The sequence below is a fragment of the Kribbella qitaiheensis genome, assembly GCF_014217565.1.
In the GTDB taxonomy this organism is placed as follows: Bacteria; Actinomycetota; Actinomycetes; order Propionibacteriales; family Kribbellaceae; genus Kribbella; species Kribbella qitaiheensis_A.
This window is the reverse complement of the sequence record NZ_CP043661.1, coordinates 2,992,242-3,007,799: the sequence shown is the minus strand read 5'-3', so window position 1 is coordinate 3,007,799 and position 15,558 is coordinate 2,992,242. Positions and strand designations below refer to the sequence as shown.

Sequence of the window (15,558 nt, the reverse complement as noted above, 5' to 3'; positions counted from 1 at the left end):
CCACCCAGCTGCCGACGCACGCACTGCCGGCAAATAGAGCTTCACCGAGTCTGGGTGAACTCTCTCCTAATTTCATATGGGACTCATATGATACGGACACCACATTAGAGGATGCCCGAAGAGACAACAAGTGGGACAGCATGGCGAACATCGTCCGGCGACGGTGATGAGTGGTCACTTGTGCTCCTGTGGCGTCGTGAAGACCTACCTATCGTATGAAATTCATATTGCATGGCCGTGATATGAGTAGACCGAGGATCAGCGCCGGTGGAGGGTGCTGACGCCCCAGAGTTCGGCGATTCGGCCGTCTGTGACCCGGAGCAGCTCGAACATCGTGGGAGGGTTCCCGGCGGCGTCCGGGCCGGCGTTGTGGATGGTTGCCCCTACGACGACCTTGTCCTCGTCCACCACGATGTCCTCGGCTTCGATCCGGAGGTCGGGAAACCTCTCCCGCACCATCGTCCAGGCGGTCCGGACAGGGGCGGTGCCCGACTGCCGCAAGGGGTGGCTGTAGAAGTCCGGCGCAAAGATCTCGTCGACCGCCGCGAGGTTGCCCGCGTTGGCCGGCCCAAGGCCCAGCCGAGCAGGTCTGGTCCGGGCCCACGGCGCCTGCGCCGCAGCCAAGAACGGGACACTCGCGTGGATGTCGGTCACCGGCCGACCCCTCAGCCGGGCCGAGCGAGCCGGACTGGTGTCGGCAGTCCTGCGGGCGCTCACCCCCTAGGCCCTGCCGGGCGCAGGCATCCTGCCGAAGCAGAGCCCGCCGTGAGCTGTTGCCGCCGGCTGTGTGGTTCAGGACGGCCGCGCCGACCAAGGCCTGGCCTGGGTCGACCGGCCGCGGACCGCTGGGTCGGTGGGTGACGGGTCAGGTGAGGAGGGCGGCGAGCGTTGTCGTGGTGCGTGCCTGGGAGCTGGCATCACCGACCGGGGTGGCCATCAGGTCGGTGATCCCGGTTGAACGCAGGGCGTTGAGTCGGCGGATCACGGACTCCTCGTCGCCCGCGATCAGGAGGTCGGCCGGGCTGGTGGCGCCTTCGCGATCGAGCATCGCGCGGTACTCCGGGACCTGGCCGGCGAGGGCGAACTGTTCGTCGAAGCCGGCCCGGGCGGCTTGTTCGTCGTTGGTGACGCAGATGGTGAAGCCGGCTACTACGCGAGGGAACGGGCGGCCCGCGTCGGCTGCCGCCTTGGTGATGGTGGGGACGATGTGGTCGGCCAGAGTTCGCGGTCCGGTCATCCAGGTGATCGCGCCGTCGGCGACCTCCCCGGCCACGCGGAGCATGGCCGGTCCCAGGGCGGCGAGTAATACCTGTGGCGGTCGGGCATCCGGTACTCCGACGCGGCCCATCGCTGTGAGGTTCTCACCTCGGTGCTCGACCGACTCGCCCCGCAGGAGCGGTCGTAGTACCTCCAGGTACTCCCGCATCCGCCGCACCGGCCGGTCGACAGGCAGTCCGTACATTCGCCCGACCATCGCCGAGATCCCGGCCCCGATCCCGAGCGTCAACCGGTTCCCGGTCGCGGCCTGTGTCGTCAGCGCCTGGCTGGCCAACACCAGCGGATGCCGCTGGGCCACCGGAATCACCGCGGTCCCGAGTTCCATCCCCCCAGGCCAGCCATCCCGGCCGTCGGCCCGGCTGCTGGTGGGGTGCGTCTGGGCGCGGGCCGGCGCCCTGCGGTGCGGTTTGTGCCGGTATCCGCTGACCTGCGATGGCGAGGGTGGTGAGGGCATCCCAACCGAGGGCCTGGGCCGACCAGGCGGTGGGGAACCCTGCCGTGGCGGCTGCTTCGATCTGGGCGATGATCTCCGCCAGTGGCAGTGCGCCGCGGACGTCGCCGAAAGCCAATCCGATCCGCATCGGAACTCCTTCTGAGTTAAGTGGGGTGGGCCCCCGCTTGTTGTCGGCTACGATATGGGGTGCCACCCCATTTAGCCAAGGGAGTTTGCGGATGCCTTCGATGCGGGCCGATGCGCGGCGCAACTACGAGCGGTTGATCGCCGTCGCGGCGGAGGTCGTCGCCGAACAGGGGGCGGATGCGTCGATGGAGGAGATCGCCCGGCGCGCGGGGGTCGGGTCCGCGACTCTGCACCGGCATTTCGGCAGCCGTCAGGCGTTGCTCGAAGAGGTGTTCCTCGGCAGTGTCGACCTCGTCTGCGCCGAGGCTGAAAGGCTGCTCGAGCATCCCGATCGCGGCCGGGCGCTGACCCAGTGGTTGCGCGGTATGGTCGGCCACGCGACCACCAACCGCGGTCTCGGTGCGGCGTTGATACTGAGTGCCGAAGCCGGGTCGAAGGTACATCTCCGAATCCGGACGGCGGGGGACCGATTGCTCAGCCGCGCCCGCGCCCAGGGCGCCGTCCGGGAGACGGTGCGGATCGACGACCTGCTCAAGCTGGTCAATGCCATCTCGCTGGTGAGCGGACCCGAGGCGGCCGAGGCTGACCGGCTGCTCGGCCTCGTCCTGACCGGCGTCCTGCTCGAAGACTGACGAGGCGGAGGTAACCCGGTGCTGGTGGGGGTGAAAGGCGAATAGACTTAGCGCCTCGGTCTTTCGAGTTCTCGGTCCGCTGGACCACGACGGGCCGATCTCCAGATCCCGAAACTCCCGAACCTGAGGTTGTTGTCGTGCTCACCATGCAGGACGCGCTGCTCGCGCTGACGAAGTACTGGACCGACCGGGGCTGCATGGTCGTGCAGCCGTTCAACACGGAGGTCGGCGCCGGCACGCTCAACCCGGCGACGATCCTGCGGGTGCTCGGTCCGGAGCCGTGGCGGGTCGCGTATGTCGAGCCGAGCGTGCGTCCCGACGACGCCCGGTACGGCGAGAACCCGAACCGGCTGCAGACGCACACCCAGTTCCAGGTGGTGCTCAAGCCGGACCCGGGCAACCCGCAGGAGCTCTTCCTGGCCAGCCTCGAGGTGCTCGGCATCGACATCGAGGCGCACGACATCCGCTTCGTCGAGGACAACTGGGCGAACCCGGCGACCGGTTCCTGGGGGCTCGGCTGGGAGGTCTGGCTGGACGGCCTGGAGATCACCCAGTTCACCTACTTCCAGCAGGCCGGCGGGATGACGCTGGACCCGGTGTCGGTGGAGATCACCTACGGCATCGAGCGGATCATGATGGCGCTGCAGGGCGTCTCGCACTTCAAGGACATCTCCTACGCGCCGGGGATCTCCTACGGCGAGGCGTTCGGCCAGGCGGAGTACGAGATGAGCCGGTTCTATCTCGACGACGCCGATGTGGAATCGCAGAAGCGGCTCTTCGAGGAGTACGCGAACGAGGCCCGCCGGATGCTCGACGCCCGGCTGCCGGTGCCCGCGCACATCCACGTACTGCGCTGCTCGCACACCTTCAACATCCTCGACGCCCGCGGCGCGGTCAGTACGACGGAACGCGCGAAGGCGTTCGGCCGGATGCGCGGCCTGGCCCGGGAGGTCGCCCAGCTGTGGGCCGAACGCCGCACGGAGCTCGAGCACCCGCTGGGGATCGCCGAGCTGCCGGCGGCCGCGCCGGAGCCGACCGAGTTCCCGGTGATGACCGGCACCCGGCAGCTGCTGTTCGAGATCGGCACCGAGGAGATGCCTCCGTCGGAGGTGACCAAGACGGCCGCGGCGGTCAAGGCCGCACTGACCGAGAAGCTGGCCGCGACCCGGCTGGGTCATGGTGAGGTCACCACCTACGCCACCCCGCGCCGGGTGGTCGCGTTCGTCGCGGCCGTCCAGGCCAGTGAGCCGGACGCCGAGCGAGTCGCCCGCGGGCCGAAGAAGGCCGCCGCGTTCGATGCCGAGGGCAACGTGACGAAGGCGGCCGCCGGCTTCGCCCGTGGCCAGGGCGTCGAGACCAGCGAGCTGCACGACCTCGAGGTCGACGGCGTCGAGTACGTCGCGGTGACCAAGCCCGACCCGGGTCGCGGCGCGGCCGAGGTGCTCAGCGGCCTGCTGGCCGAGATCGTCAGCGGTCTGCGGTCGGACAAGAACATGCGCTGGAACGACGCCAAGCTGTCGTTCACCCGCCCGGTCCGCTGGCTGGTCGCGCTGCTCGGTGACCAGGTCGTCCCGGTCTCGGTGTCGACGCTGACGGCCGGCCGCACCACCCGCGTCCACCGCACCGCGGCCCAGCCGACCGTCGAGATCGCGGCGGCCGAGGGGTATCTGGACCTGCTGCGGATCCACGGCATCGAGGCCGACCCGGCCAAGCGCCGCCAGCAGATCGTCGAGGCCTCGGAGCGGCTCGCCGCCGAGGTCAACGGCAGCGTCGATTTCGCAGCCGAGTCCGCGCTGCTCGACCAGATCGTCAATCTGATCGAGGAGCCGACGGCGATCCTCGGCAACTTCTCGGCCGACTACCTGGACCTGCCGGCCGAGATCCTGACCACGGTGATGCGCAAGCACCAGCGCTACCTGCCGGTCCGCGGCGCCGACGGCGAGCTGCTGCCGCATTTCGTTGCCGTTGCCAACGGTTCCGTCAAGGAGGCAACGGTCCGGAACGGAAACGAAGGTGTACTCCGGGCCCGCTACGAGGACGCTGCGTTCTTCTGGCGCGCGGATCTGCAGACCACCCCCGCGGCGATGAAGGAAGGCCTCGACAAGCTCGCGTTCGAGCAGCGGCTCGGCTCGATGGCCCAGCGGGCCGGCCGGATCGGGCGGATCGCGGAGAGCCTCGGCAAGATCATCGGGCTCGACGGTGAGGACGTCAAGACGTTGCAGCGCGCGGCCGAGCTGGCGAAGTTCGACCTCGGCTCGCAGATGGTCGTCGAGCTGACCAGCCTGGCCGGCACGATGGCCCGCGAGTACGCGCGCCGTGCTGGTGAGACCGACGCGGTCGCGCAGGCGCTGTTCGACATGGAGCTGCCGCGCTCCGCCGGCGACCCGGTGCCGTCAACGATCCCGGGTGCACTGCTGGCACTCGCGGACCGGTTCGACCTGCTGGCCGGGTTGTTCGCGATCGGCGCGAAGCCGACCGGTAGCTCGGACCCGTTCGCGCTGCGCCGTGCCGCCGCCGGTGTCGTCGCCATCCTGCGCGAGCACCCGGAACTGCGCGCGATCACCTTGCCTGTCGGGCTTTCCGCGGCGGCCGAGCAGATCGGCGCCCAGGGCATCGAGGTGCCGGCCGAGTCGCTCGCCGACGTGGCCGATTTCACCGTCCGGCGGTACGAGCAGCAGGTTCTCGACCGTGGTGACGACCACCTCCAGGTCGCTGCCGTGCTGCCGCTCGCCGAAGCGCCCGCGACCGCCGACGAGACCCTCGCCGAGCTCCAGCGTCAGGTGACGACGCCGGGCTTCGCCGAGCTGGTCGCAGTACTGCAGCGTGCGCGGCGGATCGTCCCGGCCGACGTGGCCGCGGTGTACGACGCGTCGAAGCTGACCGAGCCGGCCGAGCTGGTGCTGCACGAAGCGGTCCAGAAGGTCGGTACCGCACCGACCGCGCTGGGCGAGTTCGTCATCGCGACGGAGGTGCTGGTCGAGCCGATCACCAACTTCTTCGAGGAGATCCTGGTGATGGCCGAGGACCCGGAGGTCCGCGCCGCGCGACTCGGCCTGCTGGCCACCATCCGCGACTTCGCCGCACCCGTGCTGGACTGGCAGGCACTCGGTACCAGCCTCGCCGGCCAGCCGGTGCAGTCAGAGCGGCAGGGTGAGTAGGGGAGCCAGCCGCTCGGCGATCAGGCGGTAGCCGTCGGGTCCGGGGTGCAGGTCATCGGCTCGACCGGCAACCACGGGCTCGGCGTGAGCAACGCGCTCGCGACCCTCGGCGGCCACGGCATCGTCTACGTGCCGCAGAATGCGTCCGCCAGCAAGGTCGCCGCGATCAAGCGCTTCGGCATCGAGGTCCGCAGCGTCGGCACCGACTCCGGCGCCAACGAGGTGCTGGCCCGCGCCGAGGCCGCTGAGAACGGCTGGACCTACATCTCGCCGTACAACGATCCGGACATCGTCGCGGGGCAGGGCACGATCGCGGTGGAGCTGCTGGAGCAGCTCGACGGCCGGCGGCTCGACGCCGTCTTCGCCGCGGCCCGGATTCGTCGGTCCGAGCTGGCCGGCCGGCGAGTGGCCGTGGTGTCCTGCGGCGGCAACATCTCCTCGAAAACTCTGGTGGCAGCGCTGACCTGACGAAGTACTGTGTGGCCGTGCGTGAATTGGTTGTGCTGGGCACCGGGAGTCAGGTGCCGTCACGAGAGCGCAGCCAGAACGGCTACTTCCTGCGCTGGGATTCCGAGGGCTTCCTGTTCGATCCGGGCGAGGGCACCCAACGGCAGATGCTGTACGCCGGGGTGCCGGCCGGCGCGATCACCCGGCTCTGTGTCACGCATTTCCACGGCGACCACTGCCTCGGCGTACCGGGGATCGTGCAGCGGCTCTCACTCGATGACGTGCAGCATCCCGTCCCTGCGCACTACCCGGCGTCCGGGCAGGACTACTTCACCAGGCTCCGGTACGCCGCGTCCTTCTTCGAGCGGGCCGACCTTCGCGAGGAGCCGATCGACGAGGAAGGCCTGCTGTCGGTCGGCTCGTTCGGCCAGCTCTGGGTGCGCAGGCTGGAACACCCGATCGAGTCGTTCGGCTACCAGCTGATCGAACCGGACGGCCGGCGGATGCTGCCGGCCGAACTGGCCCGGTACGGCGTGGCCGGACCCGCCGTCGGCCGCCTCCAGCAGGCGGGCTCGATCGTGGTCGACGGACGCACGGTGACGGTGGAGCAGGTGAGCGAACCGCGCCCGGGGCAACGATTCGCCTTCGTGATGGACACCCGGCTCTGTGACGGGGTGTTCCAGCTCGCCGACGGGGCCGATCTGCTCGTGATCGAGTCGACGTACCTGTCCTCGGAACGTGAGCTCGCTACCAACTTCGGTCATCTGACTGCCCGCCAGGCCGCCCGGGTCGCCCAGGAGTGCGGGGTTCGCAAGCTTGTCCTGACCCACTTCTCCCAGCGCTACACCGAGCCGGAGCGCTTCCACGAGGAGGCGGCCGCCGAGTTCGACGGCGAGATCGTGGTCGCCGCCGACCTGACCCGCGTCGCCGTCCCCGCTCGCCGCTGATTTGGTTGCCTAGTCACACAGTTGTGATCTGGATGATGGAAAGTAGTCGTAGGATTGCCCTGTGTCACTGACGTTTCCGGCATCGTTTGCCGATGGCAATGAATTCCCCGTCTCGCTGGACGAGGCGACCCGGGTCGCCCTCGAGGTGGCCTCGGTACAGGTCGCGTTCGACGACGGGATGCTGACCGATGCCTGGGAGCTCGCCTGGGCGCTGGAGCCCCGGCTGGCCGAGTCCGGCCGCTGGCAAGAGGTGCTGGTGACCCAGAAGGTCGCCCTGGCGGCCGCGATCCGGCTGGGGGACTGGCTCCTCGAAGGACAGGCCCGCCTCGCGATCGGCCGCGCTTGCCTGGAATCGGGTGACTTCCGCCGGGCCGGCTACCAGTTGGCCGAAGGCGCCTCGATCCTGCGCTCCCTCGGCGTCCCGGTCGACTGACCAGAGCTCAGCGCAGCGGCCGGAAGAACTCCCGGACGTCAGCAGTTCCGGCTATCCCGTCGATGCCGTTCCGGGCCTGGCCGGCTATCGCCTGCGCGCAGGGGCGTCCCTGCCGCCGTCGCCGCGGTCTGCCGTTGTGGGGGCTGGAGCAGTTGGACAAGAAGGCCTTGTTGGACAAGAAGGAGAGTTAGGCCGACGGCCTGATGTTCTGGTTGAGGTGGAAGATGTTGGCCGGGTCGTAGCTGTTCTTCAGTGCGGTCAGCCGGGCCAGCTTGGCCGGCGGGAAGGCGCGGCTGACGCTCTCGCCGTTGAGGGTGTTGACGTAGGCGCCACCGGCGTACGGCTCGAGCGTGGCGGCGTACGCGCGGATCGTGCCGATCCGTTCCGCGTCGTCGGCGGCGTCCTCCCAACGGGTGGCGGTGACGAACTCGAACATCACGTCGCGATGACTGAAGGCGGCATCGGAATCCGGTACGTCGGCGATCGCGCCGCCGTACGCCTGCAGGCTGGCGCCGATGCCGGGGTTGCGGAGCAGTGCGCGGATCGCGTCGTCAGGCAGGGACTTGAAGTAGTGGCCCTTCCAGTAGCGACGGAATCGGTGCCCCTGGATGCTGTCGTCGCGTGTCTGGAGCGCCAGGTAGGACAGCTCTTCGATGCTCTCGGCAACTACTGTTCCGAGGGATCGGAAGGCTGGGATCAGCTGGGTGCCATCGGCAGGATCGCCGACCCAGATGAAGCCGACGGTGAGCTCCTCGCCGCGGACGCTGGCGGTGAAGGTGGCCTGGCGGGGAGCCGTGGCGTTCAGGTCGCGCCAACCTCGTAGTACGGCGAAGCCCTCCGTGGCGGGATAGGTGAACTCGGTGACGAGGGTGCAGGTGCCCACCTGGTGCAGGCGGAACTCGAACGAGGTGACGATGCCGAAGTTGCCGCCGCCACCGCGCAGCCCCCAGAACAGGTCCGGGTTCTCGGTGGCGCTCGCGGTCACGAGGTCGCCGTCCGCGGTCACCAGCTGGTACGAGATCACGTTGTCGCAGGCGAGTCCGAACTGCCGCGCCAGCCAGCCCATGCCGCCGCCCAGGGTGAGACCGCCGACGCCGGTGTGCGACACGTTGCCGGCGGTGGTGGCGAGGCCGTACTCCTGGGTGGCGCGATCCAGCTCGCCCAGCAAGGCGCCGCCCTCGATCCAGGCGATCTGCCGCTCGGGGTCGACGCGGACCTCGTTCATCGGGGTCAGGTCGATCATCAACCCACCCTCGGGTACGGCGAGGCCGGCGATGTTGTGGCCGCCGCAACGGACTGCGATCTCCAGCTCCCCGGCCCGCGCGAAACGAACAGCTGCCGCGACATCCGCGGTGCTGTGGCAGCGGGCGATCACGGCCGGGCGTCGGTCGATCATCGCGTTCCAGATCGTCCGGGCCTCGTCGTACCCGGTCTCGCCCGGATACAGCAGTTCGAGGGTGAGGGTGGTGGTCATGATCCGGCTCCTTGGAGAAAAGTGGTGGTGCTCACCACCCTGACAGCGAAGCGGTATGTCGATAAGGTCCAGTTCTATGAGTCGATCCAGGACCAATTCCGGCGCCGGCGAGCTGCTGGTCGAGCTCCGGCGCGACTCGTCCGTGCCGTTGCACCAGCAACTGGAGAGCGGCATCCGCGACCGGATCCGGCAGGGGCTGCTCCGGGCCGACGTGGTCATGCCCGCCACCCGCGCGCTCGCGACGGATCTCGGGCTGTCCCGGGGTGTGGTGGTCGAGGCCTACCAGCAGTTGGTCGCCGAGGGGTATCTGGTCAGCCGGACCGGCGGCTACACGCAGGTCGCGCCGGCGGCGGCCGGGATCCTGGTGCAGGAGAGGGCCGCTGGGGAGCTCGGTGGGCCACCGCGGATCGACTTCAAGTACAGCAAGCCGGACGTCTCGCAGTTCCCCCGCGCTGCTTGGTTGCGGTCGATCCGCAAGATGCTCAACGAGACGCCGAACAGGAGCCTTGCCTACCTGGACGGTCGTGGCACCGCCGAACTCCGCGAGTCGTTGGCCGACTACCTGAACCGGGTCCGCGGTACGTCGGCGCGGCCGGAGAACATGCTGATCTGCAACGGTTTCGCGCAAGGTTCGCGGCTGCTCCTGCAGGTCCTGGCGGCTGCCGGATACCGGCGGCTGGCGGTCGAGGATCCGTCCGACAACGAGTTGCGCGAAGTCGCGGTGAACGCGGGGCTGGAGGCGGTCGGCGTACCGGTGTTGGAGACCGGGCTGGATGTCGAGGCGCTCGAGCGATCGGGCGCGGACGTCGTGATGGTGACCGCGGCCCATCAGTTCCCGACCGGGGCCGTGGCTTCGGCGCGGACGCGGGCTGCGCTGATCGCTTGGGCGACGAAACACGATGCTTTGATCATCGAGGACGACTACGACGCGGAGTACCGGTATGACCGCGAGCCGATCGGCGCCATCCAGGGCCTGGCACCGGAGTGCGTGGTCTACGCGGGTACGGCGAGCAAGACGCTCGCGCCCGGGCTCCGGCTCGGCTGGCTGATCCTGCCGTGCCGCCTGGTCGAGCAGATGTCGGACGCGAAGGTGCGGGACGATCGCGGCTCGCCGGTGTTCGACCAGTTGACCTTCGCGGACTTCATCGCGCGGGGTGAGTTCGACCGGCATCTGCGCCGGATGCGGCCGCGGTACCGCCGGTTGCGGGACGCGCTGGTCGGCCGGCTGGCCGAACAGGTGCCGGACCTGGTGCCGATCGGGGTGTCGGCGGGGCTGCACGTGATGACGTGGCTGCCGGCCGATCTGAGCGAAGCCGCTGTGACGAAGGCGGCACTGGATCGCGGCCTCGGGGTCTATGGCCTGGCGCCCTACTGGGTGGATGCGGGACCGGGCGGTCTGGTCTTCGGCTACGGAAGCCTGACCGAATCAGAGGTCGTCGAGGGCATCGACCTGCTCGCCGACGCCATCAGCTCCCTTCGTCGCTAGGAGTGTCCTGATCGACGGCTTCCTCCTGGATCACTCGTAATCGGTCCACGTGGTCCGCTGCGCTCACTCGGCGGCTTTCTGGTGGATCAGGCGTAGTCGGTCGAGGTGGTCAGGTGCGCCCACTCGGCGGCTTCGGCGGCACGGGATTTGGAGGCGCGGTCTGCGTGTTCGAGGGCGTCCTTGCCGAGCAGGAGCCGTAGCGGCGGTTCGTCCAGGCCGACGATCTTGAGCACTGCCTGGGCCGCCTTGGCGGGATCGCCTGCTTGCTTGCCATCGGCCCCTACACGGTAGCGGTTCAGCTCGCCGACGGTGGAGTCGTAGTCCTCACGGACCGGGGCGATCGTCATCGACGAGCCACCCCAGTCGGTCCGGAACGCGCCCGGCTCGATGATGGTCACCTTCGCCCCGAACGGCCGCACCTCGTTCGCGAGCACCTCCGAGAAGCCTTCGACGGCGAACTTGGCGGTCTGGTAGGCACCCATCCCCGGCGTACCACCGACGCGGCCGCCGATCGACGAGAACTGCAGGAAGTGCCCGCTGCGCTGCGTCCGGAACACCGGCAGCGCAGCCTTCGTCACGTTCACCACGCCGAACAGGTTGGTCTCTACCTGCGCCCGGAAGTCGGCGTCGTCGGTGTCCTCGATCGGTGCGCTGTTCGCGTAGCCGGCGTTGTTGGCGACCACGTCCAGGCCGTCGAACTCATCAAGGGCCACCTGTACTGCGGCGCGCGCCGCCGCCGCATCGGTGACGTCGAGCGCTACCGCCCGGATGGAGTCGCCGTACTTCCGCACCAGGTCGTCGAGCTGCTCCGGCTTCCGGGCGGTGGCGACCACCCGGTCCCCGGCGGCTAGCACGGCCTGGGTGAGGTCGCGGCCGAGGCCGCGGGAGCTTCCGGTGGTGAGCCAGATGGTGGTCATGATCTCCTCGCTATATAACCGACTGGTTGGTTAATTCAAGGAGACCCCCATCTGGTCCAGAAATCAACCGACCGGTTGGTTGCTAGACTGGTGGGCATGCAACGGAACGCCGATCGGACCAAGGCCAGGATCCTCGAAGCGGCCACCGAGGAGTTTGCCGCGCTCGGCATCGCCGGGGCCCGGGTGAACCGGATCGCCGAGGTGGCCGGCTGCAACAAGGCGATGCTCTACGCGTACTACGGGAACAAGGACGGGCTGTTCGACGCGGTCTTCACTGCTTCGGTGGAGGCTTATCTCGAGGCGGTGAACTTCGACGCGTACGACCTGCCGAGGTACGCCGGGCGGGTGTTCGACTTCTTCGAGGAGCATCCGGAGCACCTGCGGCTGGCGGTCTGGTACCGGCTGGAACGGCCGGGGAGTGCGCGGCTGGAAGCCGTGCTGGACGTGAACGCGAACCGGCTGGCCGAGTTGGAGAAGGCGCGGCGGGCCGGTGCTTTCCACTCGGACTTCAGGCTCGCGGAGCTGCTGTCGCTGGTTCAGGCGATCGCGACGAACTGGTCGTCGATGACGCCGGAATTCACCGCCACGGCACCGGTTTCCCGTGCCCGGCGCCGTCGTGCGGTCGTGACTGCCGTGGCCAAGCTCCTCGATCAGTGAGAGCTGGAGCACACAGGATTCTCAGCTGATTCATCGGTTGACTCGATGGAGTTCTCAGTTTGGCGAGGTCTACTCGTTGCAGGCAGGGACGGGCTGAGGAGGCAACGGGAATGAACGGCAACGAGGGACAACAGGGACCGGCTGACGGGCAGCAGGGTCCGACTCCGGGACAGGTGCCGGCGGCAGAACAAGGGCCGACGGCAGCGCAGGGGTCGCCGGCAGGACAACCGCCGGCTGGTGGACCACAGGTGCCGATCGCAAGACCGCAGGGCCCGCTCTCGGGACCAAGGCCGTCGCAACAGCCGCAGGGGCACATGCAGGGCGCACCGCACTACGGGCAGCCGCAGGGCGGACAGCCGCAAGGCGGATCGCAGTATGGGCAGCCGCAGTACGGGCCGGGACAGGGCGGGCCGCAGCCGGCACAGGGCGGGCAGCCGCGGGGCGGATCGCAGTATGGGCAGCCGCAGTACGGGCCGGGACAGGGCGGGCCGCAGCCGGCACAGGGCGGGCAGCCGCGGGGCGGATCGCAGTACGGGCAGCCGCAGGGTGGGCCGGGACAGGGCGGGCCGCAGCCGGCACAGGGCGGGCAGCCGCAGGGCGGATCGCAGTACGGGCAGCCGCAGGGTGGGCCGCAGTACGGGCCGTTTGGGCAGCCGGGGCAGGGAAGTGCGTCCTACCAGCAGGGTTATGGGCCGCAGGGGTATGGGCCGCCATGGGGGCATCGCCAGATGCCGCCGGCGCCGAAGAAGCGTAAGCGGCTGCCGATGTTGATCGGGGTGCTGAGTCTGGCGACGGCGACCGCGATCGGGACGGTTGCCTGGGGCATCGATCAGCACAGGGGCGGCGGCACCTCGAGTCTGTCATCTTCGATGGATGCCTCGGCTGTGGCCGCGAAGGTCTCGTCCGGTCTGGTGGACGTGAACACCGTGCTCGGGTACGAAGGCGCTCGCGCCGCCGGCACCGGGATCGTGCTCACCCCGGACGGCGAGATCCTCACCAACCACCACGTGATCGAGGGCGCCACCAAGATCACCGTGACCGACATCGGGAACGGGAAGACGTACGACGCCAGCGTGGTCGGGTACGACGACGCCCACGACATCGCGGTACTCAAGCTGAAGGACGCCTCCGGGCTCGAGGTAGCCAAGACCGGCGACTCGTCGAAGGTCGCGCTTGGCGACCAGGTGGTCGGGATCGGCAACGCGGGCGGAGTCGGCGGTACGCCGAGCTACGCGGCCGGCAAGGTCACCGGGCTCAACCAGGCGATCACCGCGACCGACGAATCCGGCAACGACCCCGAGAACCTGACCGGCCTGATCCAGACCGACGCGAACATCCAGGCCGGCGACTCCGGCGGCCCGCTGGCGAACTCGAAGGGCGAGGTCATCGGCGTCGACACCGCGGGCGGCTCGGGCAACAGCGGAAACGGCGGCCCCGGCCAGACGGCGTACGGCGCAACGTCATCCTCCTCGGCCCAACTGGCGGCGTACGGCGCAAGCTCTTCGTCGTCGGCTCAACTGGCGGCTTACGGCGCGAAATCTTCGTCGTCGGCTCAGCTGGCGGCGTACGGCGACGGCGGCGGCAACGGATCGGGCTACGGCTCTGGCTTCGGTGACGGCTCGGGTTTCGGCTCCGGCGACGGAAGCGGCACCGGGAACGGCACTGGAAACGGGAACGGGAACGGCGAGAGCAACGGGCAGGGTCAGGGCAACAGGCAGGGCCAGACCACGACGCAGGGGTACGCGATCCCGATCAACGAGGCGCTGGACATCGCTGACCAGATCGAGTCGGGCAAGGCTTCGGCGGACGTACACATTGGCGACTCCGCGATGCTCGGCATCTCGGTACTCGCGAACCAGGGCGTCTCCGGCGCGGTCGTCAACGATGTCGTCGCCGACGGTGCCGCAGCCAAGGCGGGCCTCAGCGCCGGCGACGTGATCACCTCGTTCGACGGCAAGGCGGTCGACTCCCCGGACACGCTGTCCACCGCCCTCAACTCCCACCACGCAGGCGACAAGGTCCCGGTCACCTGGCAGGACCAGTCCGGCCAGTCCCACACCGCCACCATCACCCTGATGACCGGCCCAGTCCGCTAACCCACCCACGGCGGGAGCCCAGCTCCCACCGCGAGAGCCGACCGATGACTCCCGCCGCGAGGGCCGACCGATGACTCCCGCCGCGAGGGCCGACCGACGATTCCCACCGCGAGGGCCGACCGACGACTCCCGCCGCGAGGGCCGACCGACGACTCCCACCGTTCCCCGGACGGCAGGCTCCACGGCTCGTCCCTCACAACTCAACAAGCACCGGTTCGCAGGCGCACCCCCCACGCGCGAGCCGGCTGATCGGGTCCGATCGCTCTCCTACCCCCTCGAGAGCATCGGACCCGATCCTCGTGTCCGGCGCTGCCTTGCCGGAGCCGAAGGCGCCGTCCCGACCGACAGGTAATGGTCGGTCCGTCGGGTGGGAGCCACGCTCAGCCAGGCGGTATCCAGGGCGATCCCGGCGATCATTACCTGTCGGTCGGGACACCGCCCGCGCCACCAGCCCCCGCGCCAGCGGACCCTTGTGCACCAAATCAGCAAACTGCGGCCTGGAAGTGCTCAAGCCAAGCACAAGGTCGCCTCAAAAGGGGCGACGCCGGCGCTGGACTTGGCTGCAGGGGTGAGGGGTGAGGGGTGAGGGGGTGGCTGTTGCTTTAGCTGTTGAAGCCGGTGCGCCAGGTGGGGTGTTGTGGGGTCCAACCGAGGTGAGTGCGGGCATGGGTGTTGGTGGCGCCTCGGGCCCATTTCTGGCGGTCGCCGGTAGTCGCCGGCGGGGTCGGGGCGCCTGCTGAGGCGGCGAAGGTGGGGATCCAGTCGGTGGCTGCGGCTGGTTCGTTGTCGACGATGTTGACTGGGCCGGTTGGCCAGGCGAGTGCCTGGACGGCCGCGGCGGCTGCGTCTTCGATGTGGACGAAGCTGGTGATGTCGGTGGTCGGGACCAGCTTGCCGGCGCGGAGTTGGTCGTCCATCAACGCGCCCTTCGTGTACCAGGTGCCGGGGCCGTAGAAGAGGCCGTAGCGGAGGACGACCCACTCGGGCGCTTCGGCCACGGTCTCCTCCAGCTGGGAGACTGCCTGGACAGTCTGCAGGCGTGGGGCGGCGGCGCCGAGGTCGAGCGGGGTTGATTCGTCGGCCGGGTCGTCGCCGGGTTCGTAGGCCCAGGCGATGCTCTGGGCGATGATCCGGGTCACGCCGACGGTGAGTGCGGCGTCGACGAGGTTTCTCGTACCGCGTCGGCGGATGTCGGAGTTGGCCTGGAAGTTGCCGCCGCTGAGGTCGGTGAGCTGATGCATCACGACCTCGGGCTGGACCTCGATCATCGCCTTGGTCAGCCCGGGTGCGTCGTACACGTCGGCGACAACTGCCTGCGCGCCCTGGCGCCGCAGCGCCGCGGTGTCGGCCTCACGTCGGGTCAGGCCGGTGACCTGGTGTCCCTCGGCGATCAGCCGCGGAATAACCTGCCGCCCGATCACCCCGGTCGCTCCAGCAAGAAAGATCCGCATCG

At 69.1% G+C, this 15,558-nt stretch carries 13 protein-coding genes; 8 read left to right on the top strand and 5 right to left on the bottom strand.

Going from position 1 to position 15,558, the window contains the following annotated elements:
- Positions 1 to 258: 258 nt before the first annotated feature.
- Entirely contained in the window at positions 259 to 654 is a 396-nt protein-coding gene (locus F1D05_RS13760; protein WP_185448062.1) for an ester cyclase, read from the bottom strand.
- Between the two features lie 211 nt (positions 655 to 865).
- Positions 866 to 1,603: a TIGR03564 family F420-dependent LLM class oxidoreductase gene (locus tag F1D05_RS13755; RefSeq protein WP_206686207.1), complete on the bottom strand. Its 738-nt coding sequence runs from the start codon at positions 1,601 to 1,603 to the stop codon at positions 866 to 868.
- Positions 1,604 to 1,950: 347 nt separating this feature from the next.
- Between F1D05_RS13755 and F1D05_RS13750 the strand changes: the two genes are divergently transcribed.
- From F1D05_RS13750 to F1D05_RS13730, 5 genes are all read left to right on the top strand, one after another.
- Positions 1,951 to 2,490 carry a TetR/AcrR family transcriptional regulator gene (locus F1D05_RS13750; protein ID WP_206686206.1) on the top strand — a complete coding sequence of 180 codons (540 nt, stop codon included), beginning with the start codon at positions 1,951 to 1,953 and terminating at the stop codon, positions 2,488 to 2,490.
- A gap of 146 nt (positions 2,491 to 2,636) precedes the next feature.
- On the top strand, positions 2,637 to 5,648 hold the full coding sequence (locus F1D05_RS13745) for a glycine--tRNA ligase (protein ID WP_206686350.1): 3,012 nt from the start codon (positions 2,637 to 2,639) through the stop codon (positions 5,646 to 5,648).
- A 45-nt stretch (positions 5,649 to 5,693) separates the two neighbouring features.
- The gene (locus F1D05_RS13740; protein ID WP_185448060.1) at positions 5,694 to 6,116 is read left to right on the top strand and encodes a pyridoxal-phosphate dependent enzyme; all 423 of its coding nucleotides are present in this window, start codon (positions 5,694 to 5,696) and stop codon (positions 6,114 to 6,116) included.
- Positions 6,117 to 6,133: 17 nt separating this feature from the next.
- Positions 6,134 to 7,042: a ribonuclease Z gene (locus F1D05_RS13735; protein WP_206686205.1), complete on the top strand. Its 909-nt coding sequence runs from the start codon at positions 6,134 to 6,136 to the stop codon at positions 7,040 to 7,042.
- Between the two features lie 61 nt (positions 7,043 to 7,103).
- Positions 7,104 to 7,475: a hypothetical protein gene (locus F1D05_RS13730; RefSeq protein WP_185448058.1), complete on the top strand. Its 372-nt coding sequence runs from the start codon at positions 7,104 to 7,106 to the stop codon at positions 7,473 to 7,475.
- A gap of 187 nt (positions 7,476 to 7,662) precedes the next feature.
- Here F1D05_RS13730 and F1D05_RS13725 read toward each other — a convergent pair whose 3' ends face one another.
- A complete protein-coding gene (locus F1D05_RS13725; RefSeq protein WP_185448057.1) occupies positions 7,663 to 8,949 on the bottom strand; it encodes an FAD-binding oxidoreductase in 1,287 nt (428 codons plus the stop codon).
- Between the two features lie 76 nt (positions 8,950 to 9,025).
- Between F1D05_RS13725 and F1D05_RS13720 the strand changes: the two genes are divergently transcribed.
- A complete protein-coding gene (locus F1D05_RS13720) occupies positions 9,026 to 10,435 on the top strand; it encodes a PLP-dependent aminotransferase family protein (protein WP_185448056.1) in 1,410 nt (469 codons plus the stop codon).
- 86 nt (positions 10,436 to 10,521) lie between these two features.
- Here F1D05_RS13720 and F1D05_RS13715 read toward each other — a convergent pair whose 3' ends face one another.
- Complete coding sequence (locus F1D05_RS13715) at positions 10,522 to 11,352, bottom strand: oxidoreductase (RefSeq protein ID WP_185448055.1); 831 nt, start codon at positions 11,350 to 11,352, stop codon at positions 10,522 to 10,524.
- A gap of 96 nt (positions 11,353 to 11,448) precedes the next feature.
- Between F1D05_RS13715 and F1D05_RS13710 the strand changes: the two genes are divergently transcribed.
- Positions 11,449 to 12,009: a TetR/AcrR family transcriptional regulator gene (locus F1D05_RS13710; protein ID WP_185448054.1), complete on the top strand. Its 561-nt coding sequence runs from the start codon at positions 11,449 to 11,451 to the stop codon at positions 12,007 to 12,009.
- Positions 12,010 to 12,323: 314 nt separating this feature from the next.
- Positions 12,324 to 14,105, top strand: coding sequence for a trypsin-like peptidase domain-containing protein (locus F1D05_RS13705; protein ID WP_185448053.1), 1,782 nt, complete (start codon positions 12,324 to 12,326; stop codon positions 14,103 to 14,105).
- A gap of 602 nt (positions 14,106 to 14,707) precedes the next feature.
- Here the strand turns inward: F1D05_RS13705 and F1D05_RS13700 are convergent.
- A complete protein-coding gene (locus F1D05_RS13700) occupies positions 14,708 to 15,556 on the bottom strand; it encodes an NAD-dependent epimerase/dehydratase family protein (protein WP_185448052.1) in 849 nt (282 codons plus the stop codon).
- Positions 15,557 to 15,558: the final 2 nt, after the last annotated feature.

Coding starts and splice junctions, on each gene's coding strand:
- F1D05_RS13705 (WP_185448053.1), top strand. CDS start 12,324: ATGCAGGGCGCACCGCACTACGGGCAGCCGCAGGGCGGACAGCCGCAA.
- F1D05_RS13745 (WP_206686350.1), top strand. CDS start 2,637: ATGCAGGACGCGCTGCTCGCGCTGACGAAGTACTGGACCGACCGGGGC.
- F1D05_RS13710 (WP_185448054.1), top strand. CDS start 11,449: ATGCAACGGAACGCCGATCGGACCAAGGCCAGGATCCTCGAAGCGGCC.
- F1D05_RS13750 (WP_206686206.1), top strand. CDS start 1,951: ATGCCTTCGATGCGGGCCGATGCGCGGCGCAACTACGAGCGGTTGATC.
- F1D05_RS13720 (WP_185448056.1), top strand. CDS start 9,026: ATGAGTCGATCCAGGACCAATTCCGGCGCCGGCGAGCTGCTGGTCGAG.
- F1D05_RS13700 (WP_185448052.1), bottom strand. CDS start 15,556: ATGCGGATCTTTCTTGCTGGAGCGACCGGGGTGATCGGGCGGCAGGTT.
- F1D05_RS13755 (WP_206686207.1), bottom strand. CDS start 1,603: ATGGAACTCGGGACCGCGGTGATTCCGGTGGCCCAGCGGCATCCGCTG.
- F1D05_RS13725 (WP_185448057.1), bottom strand. CDS start 8,949: ATGACCACCACCCTCACCCTCGAACTGCTGTATCCGGGCGAGACCGGG.
- F1D05_RS13715 (WP_185448055.1), bottom strand. CDS start 11,352: ATGACCACCATCTGGCTCACCACCGGAAGCTCCCGCGGCCTCGGCCGC.